This window comes from Bradyrhizobium sp. FW305-F6 (assembly GCF_058782905.1).
This window is the reverse complement of the sequence record NZ_JBYSYD010000002.1, coordinates 1245891-1262945: the sequence shown is the minus strand read 5'-3', so window position 1 is coordinate 1262945 and position 17055 is coordinate 1245891. Positions and strand designations below refer to the sequence as shown.

Below are 17055 nucleotides of genomic sequence, written 5' to 3'. Positions count from 1 at the left end.
CGGTCCCGCCTGGTCTAATGTCCCGCCCGGTATCGTACCCTGAGAAGAAAAGCCGGGAGGATTTCTCGTGATCTACGTCGTTGCTACCCTGACCATCAAGCCCGAAACGCGCGCGGAATTCATTGCAGCGGCCACCGCCTGCATCAAGGAAACCCGCAAGGAGCCCGGCAACATCGCCTATGATCTGCACGAGAGCGTCACCGATCCCAGCAAGATGGTGTTCGTCGAGCAGTGGGAGAATGCCGAGGCTTTGGTGCCGCACCGGGGGATGGAGCACATGAAGACGTTCGGCCGCGTCGCTGTCAAATGCTTCACGGCACCGCCTAAGATCGAGGTGATCACGCCCGAGAAGGTCGAGACACGGTAAAGAGGTCAACGCATGATCCGCGCGACGCAGGTCAAGGGACAGCATCGCTTCACGGAAGCGCCGGCGGATACGGTCGTGCTCGATTTCGACGACCGTCATCGCCGCCGCATGGCGATGACGGGCACCCGCGGGCTCGAATTCCTGCTCGACCTGGAGCAGGCCGTCGCGCTACGCGGCGGCGACGCGCTGGTGCTGGAGGACGGAAGGCTGATCGAAGTGGTCGCGGCTGCCGAGCCGCTGCTCGAGATCCGCGGTCGCGATCCGCATCACCTCGTTCGCGTCGGCTGGCATCTCGGCAACCGTCATCTGCCGACGCAGATCCTGGCCAAGGCCTTGCGCATCCGCCGCGACCACGTGATCGAGGCCATGGTGAAGGGCCTCGGTGCTCGCGTGATCGAGATCGAGGCGCCGTTCGATCCCGAGGGCGGGGCTTACGCCGATGCCGGCCACGCGCATGGGCACGATGATCACGGGCATCACGACCATGGTCCTCATCACCATGATCATGGCCACCACGATCATGGTCACGACCACGGCCATGAACACCATCATCACGACGACGAGCACTGTGACCATCCCGACCATCACCACGGCCACAAGCATGCTCATGACCACAAATGAGCCGGTTGGCGCCGGGACTCTCGCCGAGGGCGAGGCCGCGGCGCTGTACCGGCTGATGACCTGGCTGTCGCCGGCGTTCCCGGTCGGCGGCTTCTCCTATTCCAGCGGCATCGAATGGGCCGTCGAGGCGGGAGACGTCACCGACGTTGCCTCGCTGACGGATTGGCTCGATGCGATGCTCGGCGACGGCTCCGGCTTTTGTGACGCGACGTTTTTGGTCCATGCCTATCGTGCCGCGGAAGCGGACGAGCCTGCCGCTTTGAGCGAACTCGCCGAGCTTGCCGCCGCCTTCGTGCCGTCGCGCGAGCGGCAGCTGGAAACGACGTCGCAAGGCCGCGCCTTCATCGAGATCGCCCGCGCCGCGTGGGATGCCGACGGGTTGGATGCGATGGTTGCCGCATGCCGCAATCCACTGGTCTATCCGGTGGCGGTCGGTGTCGTCGCCGCGATGCATGGCGTGCCGCTGGCGCCGACGCTGCACGCCTTCCTGCATGCGCTGGTCTCGAATTGGATTTCTGCGGCCAGCCGGCTCATTCCGCTCGGCCAGACCGATAGCCAGCGTGCGCTGGTGCGGCTGGAAACCGCCGTGGCCGCAACCGCCCATCGCGCCCTGAGTGCGGCATTGGACGATCTCGGCGGCGCGACTTTCCGCGCCGATCTCGCCAGCTTGCGGCACGAGACGCAATATACGCGGCTGTTCCGCTCGTGAGCGGTGCGGCCGTCAACCCATCGAGAAAGAGCATGTGACATGTCGAAATCCCACGGCCCTCTGCGTGTCGGCGTCGGCGGCCCGGTCGGATCGGGCAAGACCGCGCTGATGGATCTGCTCTGCAAGACCATGCGCGAGCGCTACGACATCGCGGCGATCACCAACGATATCTACACCAAATGGGATGCCGAGTTCCTGGTGCGCTCGGGCTCGCTGACGCCGGACCGCATCGCCGGCGTCGAGACTGGCGGGTGCCCGCACACCGCGATTCGCGAGGATGCCTCGATGAATCTCGCTGCGGTTGCGGACATGCGCGCCAAGTTTCCCGGGCTGGATCTCGTCCTCATCGAGTCCGGCGGCGACAATCTCGCCGCCACTTTCTCTCCGGAGCTGGCCGACCTCACCATCTATGTGATCGACGTGGCGGCCGGCGACAAGATTCCCTCCAAGGGTGGTCCCGGCATCACCCGGTCCGATCTGCTCGTCATCAACAAGACCGACCTCGCGCCTCATGTCGGCGCCTCCCTGGAGAAGATGGAAACGGACGCCAGGCGCATGCGCGGCGAGCGCCCCTTCGTCATGACGAACCTGAAGAAAAGTGAGGGCCTCGACCGCATCGTTGGCTTCATCGAGACCAAGGGCGGTCTGAAACGGGCGGGTTGACCGGACGCGGCCGCCGGCGCAGGTGTTTTTTATCCGTTAACGCCCGAATAGTGACGCAGCCGCGGAACAAATTTCGGACACGGCGATTAATTACCTCTGGTGCCCGGGGGCCAATTCTTCCCGGCCAGACAATCGGCCGGGCGGATTAAGCTTTTCAGGCGACCCAAGTTGCGTACTGATGCCTCCTCCTTCATTATCTCCGCCACTGGGGTTTGCGTTGACCCTGCTTCGGCCCGAGGCCGTTCGAGCGGCATTCATATGCTCCGTGTTCATTGCCGACCTCCTGCTTTCGCCTGAGTAGTCGCGTGGTCAGGCTGGGTTTCATCATCGGCTTCATCGCTCTGCTCGGAGCCTTGCTCTCGGGGCTCGCGGCCTATCGCGTCCATGACCAGGAGCTGGCGCTGGACCGGATCGCGCTCGCGCGTGCGATCGACGTTCATGCGAGCCTCGTGCAGGACCGCCTCACCGAGCGGGAGCTGCTCGCGCGTGTCGCCTCAGGCCTGTTCCGCGCGCCATCCGTGATCAAGCCCAACATGCTGGAGCCGCTGCGCTCGGCGATCTACGCCTTCAAGACCGATTTCGTCGTGGCCGGCTGGGTGGCCCGGCTCCAGCCGAACGAGATTGCCGCCGCGCAGGCCGCCATCGCCGCCGCCGGCTTCCCCAATCCACAAATTCGAGGCTACGACGACAAGCCGATCAATCCTGCCGATGTCACCCGGCCGATCGACGTGCTGCTGGATCTCGAGCCCCGTAGCAACGAGACCAAGGCGCTGCCCGGCCGCAGCTACGATCAGGATCCAGTCCGCAGCGCCATGCTGTCGCGAGCACGGGCGGAGAAGAGGACTGTCGCCTCGGATCCGGTGCCGTTGATCCATGACAAAGGCACGATCGGCATCATCGTGGCCGCGCCCGTCGTTCCCGAGGGAGCTGTGGAGCCGGCCGGGTTCGTCACATTCTCCTACGAGCTTGCCACGCTGATGCTGACCAATGACGACATGTCGTTGTTCGCGGTCGCGCTCAGGGATCCGCGCAAGGAGAGCGGCGAACTGATCGCCAACCAGGAGGGCGTGGTTTCCACCCGCAGGGTGGCCGCGGAGGGGCCGGCGCCGTCGGCCACGCGTACGGTCAGCTTCGGGGGACGCGATTGGCAGCTCGCCTATTACGCCAAGTCCAACTCGGTACGCCGCGCCGAGCAGACCGCGATCATCGTGGCGGCGATCGGCTTTGCCATCACCGCAATGGTGTGCGGCTTGTTCGGCTATGTCGCCTACAACAATCTGCGGCTCAGCCGCGAGATCCAGGTCAGGATCGGGTTCGAGCGCCGGCTGACCGCGGTCATCGACGAGCTCAACCACCGCGTCAAGAACATCCTGGCGGTGATCCAGTCGATCGTGACGCGCACGTTGCGCCACGGTTCTGACATCGACGTCGCACGCGAGCTCCTGATCGGGCGCATCCACGCCATGTCCAACGTGGTTTCGCTGCTCAGCGAGAGCCAGTGGCAGGGCGTCAAGTTGAAGGGCCTGTTCGAGGCGCGGGCCATCCCGCACGCCGACCGCATCGCCGTCACCGGTCCCGACATCGCCGTCAGCGCACGCGCGGCGCAGAGCCTCTCGCTGCTGTTCTTCGAGCTCGCTTCGCATTCCGACGAGGGACTGTCGCTGGTGGGAAAGCATCCGCACATCACCGCCAACTGGACGGTGACTGGCGAGCAGGGCGCCGAGGTTTTCCACTTCCGCTGGGAGGAGTTCAACACCAGCGAGGCGACGCGCCGGCCGGATTCCGATTTCGGCCTGATCCTTCTCGATCGCGTCGCGCCCGAGGCGTTAGGCGGGACTGCCAAGCGCTTCTTCACCGACGTCTCCTACGTCTATGAACTGACCGCGCCGATGGAGACGGTGGTCGACATGACCGAGCGTGACCGCACCGACAAGATCTCGGCGCCGGTCAGGCCCTCGCGCAGCTAGCCCTTGGGCCGCAGCACGAGATCGACGAGGCTGCGCGCGTAAGCCGGCGTGACCGGCGCGATGCCGAAGACGTAGCGATAGAACAGGCTGCCGTAGATCGCGTCGTAGAGATCCTCGGGAGGCCCCTCGGCCAGTATGCTGCCGTCCTTCTGACCGGCGGCGATCATCCCGACCAGCGCGTCGCGGCGGAATTGCAGATAGCGCGCATAGAACAGCTCCGCCGAGCCGGTCTTGGAGATGCATTCGGATACGACGGCGAGCTGGACCTTGCCGAACTCGCCCTGGAGGGCCTCGGCATAGGCGGCCGCGTGGCGGCGCGCGCGCGCCGCGGGGTTGCCGGAGCTCGCCGGCGGCAGCGGCAGCATCTGCGCGGCATGGTGAAGAAAGGCGTCGATCAAGAGCGCTTCGCGGGACGGCCACCATTTGTAGACCGTCATCTTGGAGACGCCGGAATGCCGCGCGATGGCGTCGATGGTGGTGGCGGCAAGGCCGGTGGACGCCATCAGCGCATAGGCGCTTTCGAGAATGGCGTTGGTGGTCTCGATTGACCTCGGCCGGCCGCGCCGGGGCGCGTTGTCAGCCTCATCACCCCCGCCTTTCTCCATCGCCACGCCGGTCTCCTCACGCAGAATTTCCGGCATAGCGCAGCCCCGGCCTTCGGCCTAGCAGAATCGGATCTAGGCCTGCTGCCGCAGGGCGGCAGGCAGGTCCTGCCACTTCGACCAGGCGACGTAGTAGGCGACCGCGGTCATCGCGGCGAAGCCGATGATGCTCACCACGATCTGCATCACGAACAGGTTGGGTCCGGTGATCAGGATGAGATGGCCCGCGAAGGACAGGAACACGCCGACACAGAACACGGCGAGCCATTCCTCACCGCATCGGGTGACCGCCTGAAGCGGTTTCAACCGCAGCCCCGGGTGGTCGGCGGGGACAATATGGGTCGCGAGGAGGGCGAGCGCGAGGAAGTGAACCGCGCGATAAGGCGCGAGGTCCTCCTTGTCGGTCGGCGCGATGGTGGTGAGGAGAAGGTCCGGCAGATAGGCGGACAATTCCGGCGAACGGCGCAACAGGGTGACCGCCAGCGCGAAGACCAGATAGCTACCGGCGAGTATCCGCAGCCAGGGAAGATCGCGTAGCGCCCGCCCGGACGCACCGGTGACGGCGAACCAGCCGCCCAGCACCATCAGCATCTGCCAGCAGAGCGGATTGAAGGTCCATTCCTGGTCCGGAGAAACCCAAAAGCTCCAGCCGAACCAGCGAGCGGCAAGATAGAGCACAATGGACGCGGCAAGCGTCACGTTCGGCCGTCGCAACAGGCCCCACAGCGCCAAGGGGAAGAAGGCCATCAGCGGAATCATCAGCTGCAGCAGGTCGAGGTTCAGCGGCTCTTCCTGGAGCACGAGGCCGCGGATCAGGATGCGGAGCGGATGATCCAGAATCCCGGAGATATTGTATTGGTGGATGATCTCCGGCGCCCTCGACTGCGAGGCGACATAGGCGATGAAGTCGATATAGATCACGAACAGCACGACATAGGCGGCGTAGAGCCGCCAGACGCGGCGAAAGATCCGTGTTGCCGCGACGACGTAACCGCGTTCCAGCGCCATCCTGCCATGGATGATGGCAACGCCGTAGCCCACCACGAACACAAACAGGTCCGCCGCGCCACTGAAGCCGAAGTTGCGCAGTGTCAGCAGGTTGACGACGTTGTTTGGAATATGGTCGACGAATATGGACCAATTGGCGATGCCGAGGGTCAGATAGAGCCTGGCGTCGTGCTGGAATGCGGCGAGGTTCGCCTTGACGGACGGTTTCATTGAGTAAAATAGCTTTGGGAATCAGGATGATGCTTTTAGCGGCAACCGACTGCCCATCCGAGTAGCGTTTGCGTGAGTGGCAGGGCAATCAAGCCCAATGATGCAGAATTGCGCAGGGCATCCGAGCCGTCTCCACGTCTTCATCCGACCGGCCCGGCCGTGGCTTCTGCAAAAGCAATGAACCTGGCTGCGGCCGCCGGCCACGCCCAGCGTTGCACCATTCGGTTCCGGGTTGCAGCGCCTTCCCAGTCTGGAAATAGAAAACCTGTAATGTTGAAGGCTTCCATCACCCCGCATTGAACCGCTGCGGTAACTCGTTGTTCCGGCTGCATCCATTCGCAGTCTGAACCTGGGGAAGTTTGCAGTGGGCGTTTTGGAAGTGGGGCGTTGGCGGCTCATGGGGGCCGTCAGCTTGATCGGTTTGATTGTTGTTACGGGAGGGGCGGCAGCCCAATCAGCGGCGGCGGGATCGACCGGCGGGGCGGGCACCGAGCTCACTCCGGTGATCGTCCAGAGCAGCGCATCGCCGAAGCGAGCGAATACGTCGTCCTCGCGCAACCGCAGCGCGGCCCGCACGCGAGCCGCCTTGCGCGCGAACACAGCCGCCCGCGCCGCCGCTGCAGCCGGGACCGGCGCCAGCACGAATCGCAAGGAATCGGCCTTCGGTCACGTCGACGGCGTGGTCGCGACGCGGAGCGCAACCGGCACCAAGACCGACACGCCGCTGATCGAGACACCGGCAGCGATCTCGGTCGTTACTCAGGATCAGATCCAGGCTCAAGGCGCGCAGAGCATCACGCAGGCGGTGCGCTATACGCCGGGTACGCGCGGCGAGCTCGCCGGCGCCGACGGTCGCACCGATGCAGTCTACGTCCGCGGATTTCTCGCCGACCAGTATCTGGATTCACTGCGGCTGCTCAATTTCGGCATCTTCGCCTACTCCCTCGTCGAGCCATTCAATCTCGAGCGAGTCGAAGTCCTGCACGGCCCAGCCTCCATCCTGTACGGCCAGTCGTCGCCGGGAGGTCTCGTCGACATGGTCTCGAAGCGCCCGACGCTAGAGCCTTATCACGAGATGTTCGTCTCGACCGGCAGCTATGGCCGCGCCCAAGCCGGCATCGACCTGTCCGGGCCGATCGACAAGAACAAGGAGTTTCTCTACCGCTTCACGGCGTCCGGTTTCGACGTCGGCAGCCAGGTCGATTATGGCGATTACCAGCGCATTTCCATCGCGCCGTCACTGACCTGGCGTCCGGACAACAATACCACGCTGACGGTGCTCGGCACCTATCAGCGCGATCCCAAGGCCGGGTTCTACAATCAGCTGCTGCCGCGCGGAATCGGCACCATCACGCCCTACAAAGGCAGCTTCATCCCGACCAGCTTCTATTCGGGCGAGCCGGGCTTCGACAAGACGGATCGCACCTACGGCTCGGTCGGCTATCTGTTCGATCACAGCTTCAACAACAATGTGAAGGTGCGGCAGAACCTGCGCTACACCGATCTCAGCACCGATTTCGCTGTGGTGTCCCCCAACTCCGGCACCGATCCCACCAATATGACCCGGGGCGCCTACACCACCCAGGAAACCATCCACTCCATCGCCGTCGATAATCAAGTCGAGGCGAAATTCTTCGCCGGCCCGATCGAGCACACCGTGCTCGCCGGCGTCGATTACCGGAACGGCGTCGACAAGACCCTCAACGGCCTGCTTGCTTCCGTGCCGTCGATCAACGCCTTCGATCCGGTCTATGGTACGCCGTTCGGACCGGTGCCATTCACGACCAGAAATCGCCAGCGGATCGAGCAGCTCGGCGAGTATATCCAGGACCAGATCAAGTACGATCGCTGGGTGGCGCTGCTTGGCATCCGTCATGATCTCGCCCAGTCCCGCACCGAGAGCACGTCGCTCGCATCGAATGTCACCACGATCGCACCAAAATCCGACACAGCGGTCACCAAACGTGCTGCGCTGCTGTACAAATTCGACAACGGCGTTGCGCCTTATGTCCAGTACACGGAATCGTTTCAGCCGACCGCCGGAACCGATGCTCTCAACCGTCCCTTCGTGCCGACGACCGGTCAGCAGGAGGAGGCCGGCATCAAGTATCAGCCCAACGAAAAATCGCTGTACACGATTGCGGCGTTCAATCTGGTCCAGCAGAACGTGTTGACGCCGGATACCGATCCGACCCATCCGGTCGGCTCGCGCGTCCAGACCGGCGAGGTCCGATCGCGCGGCGTCGAGTTCGAGGCGAAGACCGAGATCAGTCGCGAGCTCACGGTGCTGGCCTCGTACACCTATCTCGACAACGTCGTGACAAAGACCAATACCGCGACGCAGTTCGGTAAGCATCCGGTCGGCTTTCCCATGAACTCCGCCTCGGCCTGGGCGGACTATACGTTCCGCGGCGGTCCGCTGGACGGGTTCGGCCTCTCCGGCGGCGTCCGCTATATCGGCGAACTTCCCGGCAACACGGCCAACACCTTCTATGTCCCGGCCGTGACGCTGTTCGATGCGGCGATCCATTACGACTTCTCGGCCCTGGGGCCGATGTTCAAAGGCTATTCGGCGCAGGTCAACGCGACCAATCTGTTCGACAAGACCTATGTGACCTATTGCCAGGACGTCGGCTGTTACTATGGCCTGCGCCGCAACGTCATCGCGACGTTGCGATACCGCTGGTAGGGGCTCGCGATGACCGACCAGGCGATTTCCAGAGAACGTGTCTATGAACGGAAGCCGGCGCTACGGCGCTGGCTCTTCGTGCATAAATGGTCGAGCCTGATCTGCACGCTGTTCCTGCTCCTGATCTGCATCACCGGCCTGCCGCTGGTGCTGAGGGACGAGATCGACGGCCTGCTCGACGACGCCTTGCCCTACGCACAGGTGCCGGAGGGCACGCCCAATGTCAGTCTCGACCGGATCGTCGAGGTCAGCCGGAAGCTGTATCCCGGCGAGACCATCATCTCGGTATTCGTCGATGACGACGAGCCCAAGATCATGGTCTACATGGCGAGTTCGTGGGCGGCGTACAACGCCAACCGCAAAGCGCTGTACTCGATCCGGTTCGATGCCCATACCGGTGACGTACTGAAGCAGACGAAGCCGTTCGGTGCGGACGGGCTGACCTTCCTGCAACTGATGCTCACGCTGCATCGCGACCTGTTCGCGGGACTGCCGGGTGAGCTGTTTCTCGGCGGGATGGCTCTGCTGTTCGTCGCGGCGATCGTCTCCGGTATCGCCATCTACGGGCCATTCATGCGCAAGCTCGATTTCGGCATCGTGCGGGCGGCCCGATCGCCGCGGCTGAGATGGCTCGACCTGCACAATCTGCTCGGCGTCGTGACGCTCGGCTGGGCCCTGGTGGTCGGCGCGACCGGCGTGATCAACGAACTCTCGACCCCGCTGTTCGCGCTGTGGCAGCAAACCGATGTGCGCGCGCTGTTGGCGCCGATGCAAGGCAAGCCGGTGCCGGAGACTTCCGAACTCTCGTCGCCTCAGGCAGCCTTTGACGCGGTAAAAGCGGCATTCCCCGAGATGATCGCGACCAGCGTGGTTTATCCGGGCGCGCCCTTCGGATCGCCCTTCCATTACGTGGTCTGGACCAAGGGGAGGGAGCCTTTGACCTCGCGTCTGTTCAGCCCGGTGCTGGTCGATGCCAGGAGCGGCGCGCTGGTGTCGGCAGTGGCTATGCCCTGGTATCTGCGCGCGCTGGAGCTGTCTCGCCCGCTGCATTTCGGCGATTACGGCGGCATGCCGCTGAAGATCATCTGGGTGCTGCTCGACCTCGTGACCATCGTCGTGCTTGGTAGCGGGCTGTATCTCTGGCTGTCACGGTCGCGTGCCGCGAGAGCGCAGCGGCATTCCGCAGTCGCCATGCCGTTGCCGGGAGCGGCTGAATGACGGGCACTCGTTCGCCTCGGCTGATCTGGCGCTGGCCGGCCTTGTTCGCGGCTTTGAACGTATTTGGGCTGCTGGCTGCCTTGATCGGCCAGACCGGGATATGGCTGCCGTTGTCGTGGATCGCATTGACCGCTCCGCTCGCCGTGGCCGCGATCTGCGTTGTTCGCAGCCGGGCATAGATGCAAGCGGCCCTGGGCGCCCCGCCGCTACTCGGCAGGTTCTGCCGACGCCTCGTCGGCCGCGCCGGCGCGGCTCGCGAGGATGCCGAGGGCGACGCCGCCGATGGCCAGGATCGGCAACAGCCGCTTCACACCGATGGCGCGAACGATCTGTAGACCGGTGGCGAGGAGCATTGGATCTGCAATCACGCTCTGCGCGGCCGACTTGGCCGCGCGCTCGGCCGCGATCCGGGCGCGCGTCTGCACCTGGCGCTTGTAGCCCAAATAGGAGCCTGCCGCGGTCAGCGTCAGCAGGAAGAAGATGCCGGCGCCGGCAAGACAGGCCTGCACCGGGCCATATTTCTGCAGGACCGAGATGAAGGCGGCGGCACAAAGGAAGCCGGTCGTCACCAGCAGCGCGAAGGCTGCGCCGGCGGCAAGGGAGGTCAGCCGGATCGTCGTGCCGGTGGATGCACTGATCCCGTCGATGATGCGCTGAAACATGGCCTTACTCCTCGATCACGGCGAGCCGCACGGTAACGGGCCGGCAGCGGCGACCCGCCGCCGACACGACCTCGATAGCGTTGGCGATCTTACCGGCGCCAGGCGGCGCCGATCAGAAAGCCGATGCCGAGCGCCAGTCCGACGGTCGCGAGCGGTCGCTGCGTGATCGCCTCTTCCAGCGTTTCCTCGATCGAGCCGTAGGCGTCGTGCGCAGCTTCCATCATCGCGCTGCTGCGCTCACTCATGTCGTCCATCGCGGAATCCACGTTTTCCCGGGCCTGCCGATAGCCGCGGCGGGCCTGCTTGCTGGTGGAATTGGCAAAGGTATTGATCGCATCGGTGATCTGGTCGGTGAGGGCGGCGATATCGCTTTTCACGGCTGCTACATCCTTCTCGAGGCGGTCTCGGGTGGCTTTGTCGGTCCAGTCTCTCATCCCGGCTTCGGCATTGGTCGTGGACATCGGAAACTCCGAGCTGTTCAAGGCTGAGATGGGCGGAGAACGTCTCGCCGCCCGGTAAGTTCCCTTTGGTGAAACCTGATCAGGCTTGCGGGAGCTGCGGCGAATTGTTCGGCAAGAGATGCTCCTTCAGGATCAGGGCGACGATCAGGAGTGGCGACGACAGAAACGCGCCCATCGGTCCCCACAACCAGGTCCAGAACGCCAGCGCAAGCAGCACGGCGAGCGCATTCAGCGCCAGACGTCGCCCGATGATCATCGGCGTGAGGAAATGTCCTTCCACAAAGGTGAGGCCGCTAAAGGCGAGCGCGGCCATCAGGCCGCCGCCGATGGTTGGAAATGCGATCAGTCCCACCACGACCAGGACCGCGAACATCGCCACGGGGCCGATGATCGGGATGAAGTTGAGCGTTGCCGCCAGTGCGCCCAGCCCGGCCGGATTGGGCATGCCAGTGAGCGCGCAGATCAGGCCGGTGCCGACACCGACGCCGACATTGATGAGCGTGACGGTCAGCAGATAGTTGCCGAGATGCACCTCGATCTCGTTCAGGATCCGGAGCGTGCGCAGCCGCGCGTCATGATCACTGAAGGTCATGATCATGGCCCGCCGCAGGTCGCGCCAGCTCGCGATGAACAGGATCAGGGTGACGAAGAACAGCACGAATTCGGTAAACGTCGGTGACAGGAATTCCAGCGTCGGCTGCACCCACTCGATCTTCGGCATCTGAAGGCTCGGCAATCCTTCCGATCCGCCGAGCATGGCTTGCATCTCCCGCCACAGCGCAAGCGGACGGTCGAACACGTGCAGCTTGGCCTTCAGCTGCGCGCCGAGCTCCGGCAGGTGCGTGCTCCATTCCATGACCGGGGAAGCAATCAACGCAACGACGAAGGCGACCACCGCGGTTCCCGCGACCACGATCAGCACGGCGGCGACCGAACGGGGCACCCTCCAACGCTCGAGGAAGCTCGCCGCGGGCGACAGCATGGTGCCGATGACGAACGCCATCACCACCGGGAGGAAGAATGCCCTCCCGAGATAAAGCACGGCGGCGATGGCGATCAGGAGCAAGCCTGCGAGCGCGAAGGCGGTGAACTCGGTGCGCCGGATCAACGGCGGCAGCTCCTGACGGCCTTCAGGAAGCGGCTCGCCTTCACTGTTGCCGGAAATCAGACGTTCACTCGGAAGGACGCGCACGATATCTCTCCCGCCCGGAAGCCACCATCCGCGCGCCCATTATGAAAGGGAGAACGTATCAGCGAGCCGGCGGTTCCATCGCGGCTTCGTGAAGAGCCCCTCTCTTGACTGTGACCTCGCCGCCGCATGGCGCCCCGGAACTCGGATGCCGTCGGCGGAGTTTGTTGGCCAGCGCATCACCCTGATGCACAGATCACGGGGCAGCACATGACAACGTTCTCAGCAGTCCGTCGCAGCGTCTCTCCGCGCGCAGTAACCACGTTTGCCTTCACCACCGCCCTCCTCGCGCTATCCTTCGGGAGCGCCAGCGCGCAGACCCTCGGCTACCTGCCGACGCAGTCTCCGCTATACGCGCAGGACCAAGACTATTCTCAGGACGACCTCAACGAGGCTCCGCAGGCCGCCGACGAGGATGCCCAGTTGTCCGACCGTCTGCGCAAGCAGATCGTCAGCTTCGACAGAAGCGAGCCGGCCGGCACCATCGTCATCGATACCAACAATACCTATCTGTATTATGTGCTCGGCAACGGCCGCGCGATCCGCTACGGCGTCGGCGTCGGGCGCGAAGGCTTTACGTGGTCGGGCGTTCAGAGCGTCAGCCGCAAGGCCGAATGGCCGGACTGGCGTCCGCCGGCGGAGATGATCGCGCGCCAGCCTTATCTGCCGCGCTTCGTCGCCGGCGGACCCGGCAATCCGCTCGGTGCGCGCGCGATGTATCTCGGCTCGAGCCAGTACCGCATCCACGGCACGAACGATCCCTCCACTATCGGCAAGTTCGTCTCGTCCGGCTGCATTCGCATGACCAACGAGGACGTCACCGACCTGTTCAGCCGTGTCAATGTCGGCGCGAAGGTCGTAGTGCTGCCGAAGAACGCGCCGTTGATGGCGAGGGGCGGCGATGCCGTGCGCAAGCGCCAGGCCGTGACGACGCTGCCATCGGGTCGGCAAGCGCTGAACATCACCACGTCGGCTGTGAACTGAGACTGTGCGGGGTCCTATGGCGAGACGGCTGATTGGTAAACTGGCTGGCGCAACGGTGGCTTTGGTCGTTGCCTCCACCGGGATGACGGTGGCGCCGTCGGCGCATGCGCAGGATTTCTTCTCGGGGCTGTTCGGCGGATTCCGAATGCGTCCGCCGCCGGAGATCCGTATGCCTTTCCCAACCGACGAGCGCTACGAGGTACCGCGCCAGCGTGCGTCCTACGGAGGCGGCATCGCCTATTGCGTGCGCAGCTGCGACGGCCGCTATTTCCCTGCACAAGGCAACGACGCCGAAAGCAAGGCGCAATCCTGCAAGAGCTTCTGTCCGGCTTCGGAAACCTCGCTGGTCTATGGCGGCAACATCGACGATGCCACGACCGCGAACGGAAAGTCGTATTCCGACCTGCCGAACGCGTTTCGTTATCGCACCGAGATGGTCTCCGGCTGCACCTGCAACGGCAAAGACCCGGTCGGGCTCGCATCCGTCAAGGCCGAGGAGGATCCGACCTTGCGCAAGGGCGACATCGTCGCCGGCGCCAATGGCCTTGTGGTTGCCAGCCGCAATGCCAACGACCGCCGCGGCGTCGCGATGAATTTCTCGCCGTTGCCGGATTCGGTGCGCGCCAGATTCCGCCAGGTCCCTGTGGTGGCGAAGGAGTAGGATGAACATTTCGAGAGGGTCGCGGCCGACAGCGTAGACGAGCGCGCCCTTCCGATCGAGTCACGACCGCAGACGGCACATTCTCTGCTTCAGGCAAGGAAATTTCTAGATTTTGCAGCAGGTTGCATGTATGGAACCTGCATTGGAGCGGCGCGTTGATAATACTGGATCAACCTGCCTAAAGGGGGGACTCAATGCTGGTCGGCGTACTCGTCACCTTCCTCGTCGTCATTCTCGTGCTTTATCTCATCAACATGCTGCCGATGGACGGTCGCGCCAAGCAGATCGCCCGCGTGATCGTGATCATCATCGGCATCGTGTCGTTGCTGAAATATCTCGCGGTGTTCTAGCGAAGGCACCGTAGCCTGGATGAGCGAAGCGACATCCGGGACAACACGACAAAAGTCCCGGATATCGCTTCGCTCATACAGGCTACACCTCAAGACAAAAGCCCCGGCTGTCGCCGGGGCTTCGTTCGTGTTGCTTCAGTGCAGGCCTTTGAGCCAGTCATCGACGTCCTGGCGGACCTGGTCCTTGGCCTTGCCGTAGCGTTCCTGCAGCCGGCCCTCGAGCTGCTCGCGGCGGCCCTCGATCAAGGTGAGGTCATCGTCGGTGAGCTTGCCCCACTTCTCCTTGGCCGAGCCCTTGAACTGCTTCCAGTTTCCTTCAATGCGATTCCAGTCCATGACCAACTCCCTTTGTTGATGGTCGGACAACGCGACCTCCGTGCGGCCGGTTCCGCGGCACGTCGCCACGTTTCGTCCAACAAAAAAGCCCCGGGGTAAGCCGGGGCTTTTGGTGTTCCTGTGACGTGGCTCAGCCGAGCGCTTTCGCTTCGCGGCGTCGTGCGGTGAGGATGTATTCGGTGTAGCCGTTCGGCTGCTCGCGCCCCTTGAAGATGAGGTCGCAGGCAGCCTTGAAGGCGACGCCGTCGAAGGCGGGTGCCATCGGCTTGTAGATGGGATCGCCGGCGTTCTGCTTGTCGACCACGATGGCCATGCGCTTGAGAGACTCCATCACCTGGGCCTCGGTAATGACGCCCTGGTGCAGCCAGTTGGCGAGGTGCTGGCTGGAGATGCGCAAGGTGGCGCGGTCTTCCATCAGGCCGACATCGTGGATGTCGGGCACCTTGGAGCAGCCGACGCCCTGGTCGATCCAGCGCACGACGTAACCCAGAATGCCCTGGCAGTTGTTGTCGATCTCCTGCCTGACGTCGTCTGGCGCCCAGTTCGACTTCGACACTGGGATGGTCAGGATATCCGAGAGCTTCGCGCGCGGTCCGCCCTTTGCCAGCTCCTGCTGGCGTGCGGTCACGTTGACCTGGTGGTAGTGCAGCGCGTGCAGCGTCGCGGCCGTCGGCGAGGGCACCCAGGCGGTGGTGGCGCCGGCCTGCGGATGGCCGATCTTCTGCGTCAGCATGTCCGCCATCTTGTCCGGGGCGGCCCACATGCCCTTGCCGATCTGGGCGTGACCGGGCAGGCCGCAGGTGAGGCCCATGTCGACGTTCCAGTCCTCATAGGCCTTGATCCAGGCCTGCGCCTTCATCTCGTTCTTGCGGATCATGGGACCCGCTTCCATCGAGGTGTGGATCTCGTCGCCGGTGCGGTCGAGAAAGCCGGTGTTGATGAACATGATGCGCTTGGAGGCGCGCTGGATGCAGGCCTTGAGGTTGACGGTGGTGCGCCGCTCCTCGTCCATGATGCCGACCTTGAGCGTGTTCTCGGGCAGCCCCAGCATCTTCTCGACCCGATCGAAGATCTCGCAGGTCAGCGACACCTCGTCGGGGCCGTGCATCTTCGGCTTGACGATATACGCAGATCCCGTGCGGCTGTTCTTGACGTTGGAGAGACCCTTGAGGTCGTGAATGGCGAGAAGGCCGGACACGGCGGCATCGAGCAGGCCTTCCGGGACTTCCTCGCCCTTCTCGTCCAGCACCGCGTCGGTGAACATGTGGTGACCGCAGTTACGCATCAAGAGCAGGCTGCGGCCGTGCAGCTTGAGTTCGCCCTTGCCGTCCGGCGTCTTGTAGCTGCGGTCGGCGTTGAGCGAGCGCGTCAGCGTCTTGCCGCCCTTCTCGAAATCGGCCGACAGCGTGCCGTTCATCAGGCCCAGCGTGTTGCGGTAGACCAGCACCTTGTCCTCGGCATCGACTGCGGCGACCGAGTCCTCCATGTCCAGGATGGTGGAGACCGCGGCTTCCATGATCATGTCGGCGACGCCAGCCGGATCGTCCTTGCCGATCGCGCTGCTGCGGTCGATCTTGACCTCGATATGCAGGCCGTTGTTGACGAGCAGCACCGCGCTCGGGGCGGCCGCATCGCCCTGGAAGCCGGCGAACTGATCCGCGTTCTTCAGCGCGGTCGCATTGCCGCTCTTCAGCTTCACCGCGAGCTGGCCCGCGACGACGCTGTAGGCGGTGACGTCGGTGTGGCTGCCGGTCGCCAACGGCACGGCGGCGTCGAGGAACGCCTTGGCCTTGGCGATCACCTTGTCGCCGCGCGCCTTGTTGTAGCCCTTGCCGCTCTCGGACGGATCGTGCGGGATCGCGTCGGTGCCGTAGAAGGCGTCATAGAGCGAGCCCCAACGCGCGTTTGCCGCATTCAGCGCATAGCGTGCATTGGTAAGGGGCACGACGAGCTGCGGGCCGCAGATCTGGCCGATCTCCTCGTCGACATTGGCGGTCTCGACCTTCTGGGTCGCCGGCTCCGGGACGAGATAGCCGATCTCCTTGAGGAAGGCAGTATAGGCGTCGAGGTCGAACGCCTTGCCCTTGCCCGCGCGGTGCCAGTCGTCGATCTTGGCCTGCAGCGTGTCGCGGAACGCGAGCAGCTCGCGGTTTTTCGGTCCCAGCTCCTTGATGATGCCGGCAAGCCCGGCCCAGAACGCATCCGGCGCGATCCCCGTTTTCGGGGCCGCTTCCTTGGCGATGAAGTCAAACAGGACGGGGGCGATCTTCAATCCGTGGGCGTCGACGCGTTTCATGATGGGCTTTCTTGTTGGAAATGGCTGTTTTTGGCTGCTTTTGACCCGACAGCAGCAAAATG

The 17055-nt window shown here is 64.0% G+C and carries 18 protein-coding genes; 11 read left to right on the top strand and 7 right to left on the bottom strand.

Annotated features, from left to right (window positions below; genetic code table 11):
- Window positions 1–67: 67 nt before the first annotated feature.
- The 5 genes from AC3WLX_RS17275 (at window position 68) to AC3WLX_RS17255 (ending at window position 4327) form a co-directional block, all read left to right on the top strand.
- Window positions 68–367 (top strand): putative quinol monooxygenase, encoded by a 300-nt coding sequence (locus AC3WLX_RS17275; RefSeq protein ID WP_027573733.1) that lies wholly within the window; start codon window positions 68–70, stop codon window positions 365–367.
- 12 nt (window positions 368–379) lie between these two features.
- Entirely contained in the window at window positions 380–988 is a 609-nt protein-coding gene (locus AC3WLX_RS17270) for an urease accessory protein UreE (RefSeq protein WP_492336848.1), read from the top strand.
- Window positions 969–1697, top strand: coding sequence for an urease accessory protein UreF (locus AC3WLX_RS17265; protein ID WP_492337313.1), 729 nt, complete (start codon window positions 969–971; stop codon window positions 1695–1697). The genes AC3WLX_RS17270 and AC3WLX_RS17265 overlap by 20 nt, the downstream gene beginning before the upstream one ends.
- 39 nt (window positions 1698–1736) lie before the next feature.
- A complete protein-coding gene (gene ureG / locus AC3WLX_RS17260; RefSeq protein WP_291623138.1) occupies window positions 1737–2360 on the top strand; it encodes an urease accessory protein UreG in 624 nt (207 codons plus the stop codon).
- 305 nt (window positions 2361–2665) lie between these two features.
- Window positions 2666–4327: a CHASE domain-containing protein gene (locus tag AC3WLX_RS17255; RefSeq protein ID WP_492336847.1), complete on the top strand. Its 1662-nt coding sequence runs from the start codon at window positions 2666–2668 to the stop codon at window positions 4325–4327.
- On the opposite strand, the gene AC3WLX_RS17250 is transcribed toward AC3WLX_RS17255, so the two are convergent.
- Window positions 4324–4968, bottom strand: coding sequence for a TetR/AcrR family transcriptional regulator (locus AC3WLX_RS17250; protein WP_492336846.1), 645 nt, complete (start codon window positions 4966–4968; stop codon window positions 4324–4326). The two genes, AC3WLX_RS17255 and AC3WLX_RS17250, sit on opposite strands and share 4 nt — an antisense overlap.
- 36 nt (window positions 4969–5004) lie before the next feature.
- Window positions 5005–6147 (bottom strand): OpgC domain-containing protein, encoded by a 1143-nt coding sequence (locus AC3WLX_RS17245; protein ID WP_492336845.1) that lies wholly within the window; start codon window positions 6145–6147, stop codon window positions 5005–5007.
- A 586-nt stretch (window positions 6148–6733) separates the two neighbouring features.
- Here AC3WLX_RS17245 and AC3WLX_RS17240 point away from each other — a divergent pair.
- Genes AC3WLX_RS17240 through AC3WLX_RS17230 form a run of 3 tightly spaced genes read left to right on the top strand, consistent with a single transcriptional unit; the run spans window position 6734 to window position 10233 of the window.
- Window positions 6734–8836: a TonB-dependent siderophore receptor gene (locus AC3WLX_RS17240; RefSeq protein ID WP_492336844.1), complete on the top strand. Its 2103-nt coding sequence runs from the start codon at window positions 6734–6736 to the stop codon at window positions 8834–8836.
- Between the two features lie 9 nt (window positions 8837–8845).
- Entirely contained in the window at window positions 8846–10054 is a 1209-nt protein-coding gene (locus tag AC3WLX_RS17235) for a PepSY-associated TM helix domain-containing protein (RefSeq protein ID WP_492336843.1), read from the top strand.
- On the top strand, window positions 10051–10233 hold the full coding sequence (locus AC3WLX_RS17230; protein ID WP_492336842.1) for a hypothetical protein: 183 nt from the start codon (window positions 10051–10053) through the stop codon (window positions 10231–10233). Before AC3WLX_RS17235 ends, AC3WLX_RS17230 begins: the two co-directional genes overlap by 4 nt.
- A 27-nt stretch (window positions 10234–10260) precedes the next feature.
- Here AC3WLX_RS17230 and AC3WLX_RS17225 read toward each other — a convergent pair whose 3' ends face one another.
- The 3 genes from AC3WLX_RS17225 to AC3WLX_RS17215 all read right to left on the bottom strand — a co-directional run bounded on the left by AC3WLX_RS17225 (window position 10261) and on the right by AC3WLX_RS17215 (window position 12369).
- Window positions 10261–10716, bottom strand: a complete 456-nt coding sequence (locus AC3WLX_RS17225; RefSeq protein WP_492336841.1) for a hypothetical protein — start codon at window positions 10714–10716, stop codon at window positions 10261–10263.
- 89 nt (window positions 10717–10805) lie between these two features.
- On the bottom strand, window positions 10806–11177 hold the full coding sequence (locus tag AC3WLX_RS17220) for an ElaB/YgaM/YqjD family protein (protein ID WP_291626952.1): 372 nt from the start codon (window positions 11175–11177) through the stop codon (window positions 10806–10808).
- A 79-nt stretch (window positions 11178–11256) separates the two neighbouring features.
- A complete protein-coding gene (locus AC3WLX_RS17215; RefSeq protein WP_291626954.1) occupies window positions 11257–12369 on the bottom strand; it encodes an AI-2E family transporter in 1113 nt (370 codons plus the stop codon).
- A 207-nt stretch (window positions 12370–12576) separates the two neighbouring features.
- Here AC3WLX_RS17215 and AC3WLX_RS17210 point away from each other — a divergent pair, with 207 nt between their 5' ends.
- The 3 genes from AC3WLX_RS17210 to AC3WLX_RS17200 all read left to right on the top strand — a co-directional run bounded on the left by AC3WLX_RS17210 (window position 12577) and on the right by AC3WLX_RS17200 (window position 14361).
- On the top strand, window positions 12577–13350 hold the full coding sequence (locus AC3WLX_RS17210; RefSeq protein ID WP_291626956.1) for a L,D-transpeptidase: 774 nt from the start codon (window positions 12577–12579) through the stop codon (window positions 13348–13350).
- Window positions 13351–13366: 16 nt separating this feature from the next.
- The gene (locus AC3WLX_RS17205; RefSeq protein ID WP_492336840.1) at window positions 13367–14011 is read left to right on the top strand and encodes a DUF2865 domain-containing protein; all 645 of its coding nucleotides are present in this window, start codon (window positions 13367–13369) and stop codon (window positions 14009–14011) included.
- 194 nt (window positions 14012–14205) lie between these two features.
- Window positions 14206–14361 (top strand): Thivi_2564 family membrane protein, encoded by a 156-nt coding sequence (locus AC3WLX_RS17200; RefSeq protein WP_008546817.1) that lies wholly within the window; start codon window positions 14206–14208, stop codon window positions 14359–14361.
- A gap of 135 nt (window positions 14362–14496) precedes the next feature.
- Here the strand turns inward: AC3WLX_RS17200 and AC3WLX_RS17195 are convergent, their stop codons facing one another.
- Complete coding sequence (locus AC3WLX_RS17195; protein ID WP_257192866.1) at window positions 14497–14697, bottom strand: CsbD family protein; 201 nt, start codon at window positions 14695–14697, stop codon at window positions 14497–14499.
- Window positions 14698–14827: 130 nt separating this feature from the next.
- Window positions 14828–16993: a malate synthase G gene (locus AC3WLX_RS17190; protein WP_492336839.1), complete on the bottom strand. Its 2166-nt coding sequence runs from the start codon at window positions 16991–16993 to the stop codon at window positions 14828–14830.
- Window positions 16994–17055: the final 62 nt, after the last annotated feature.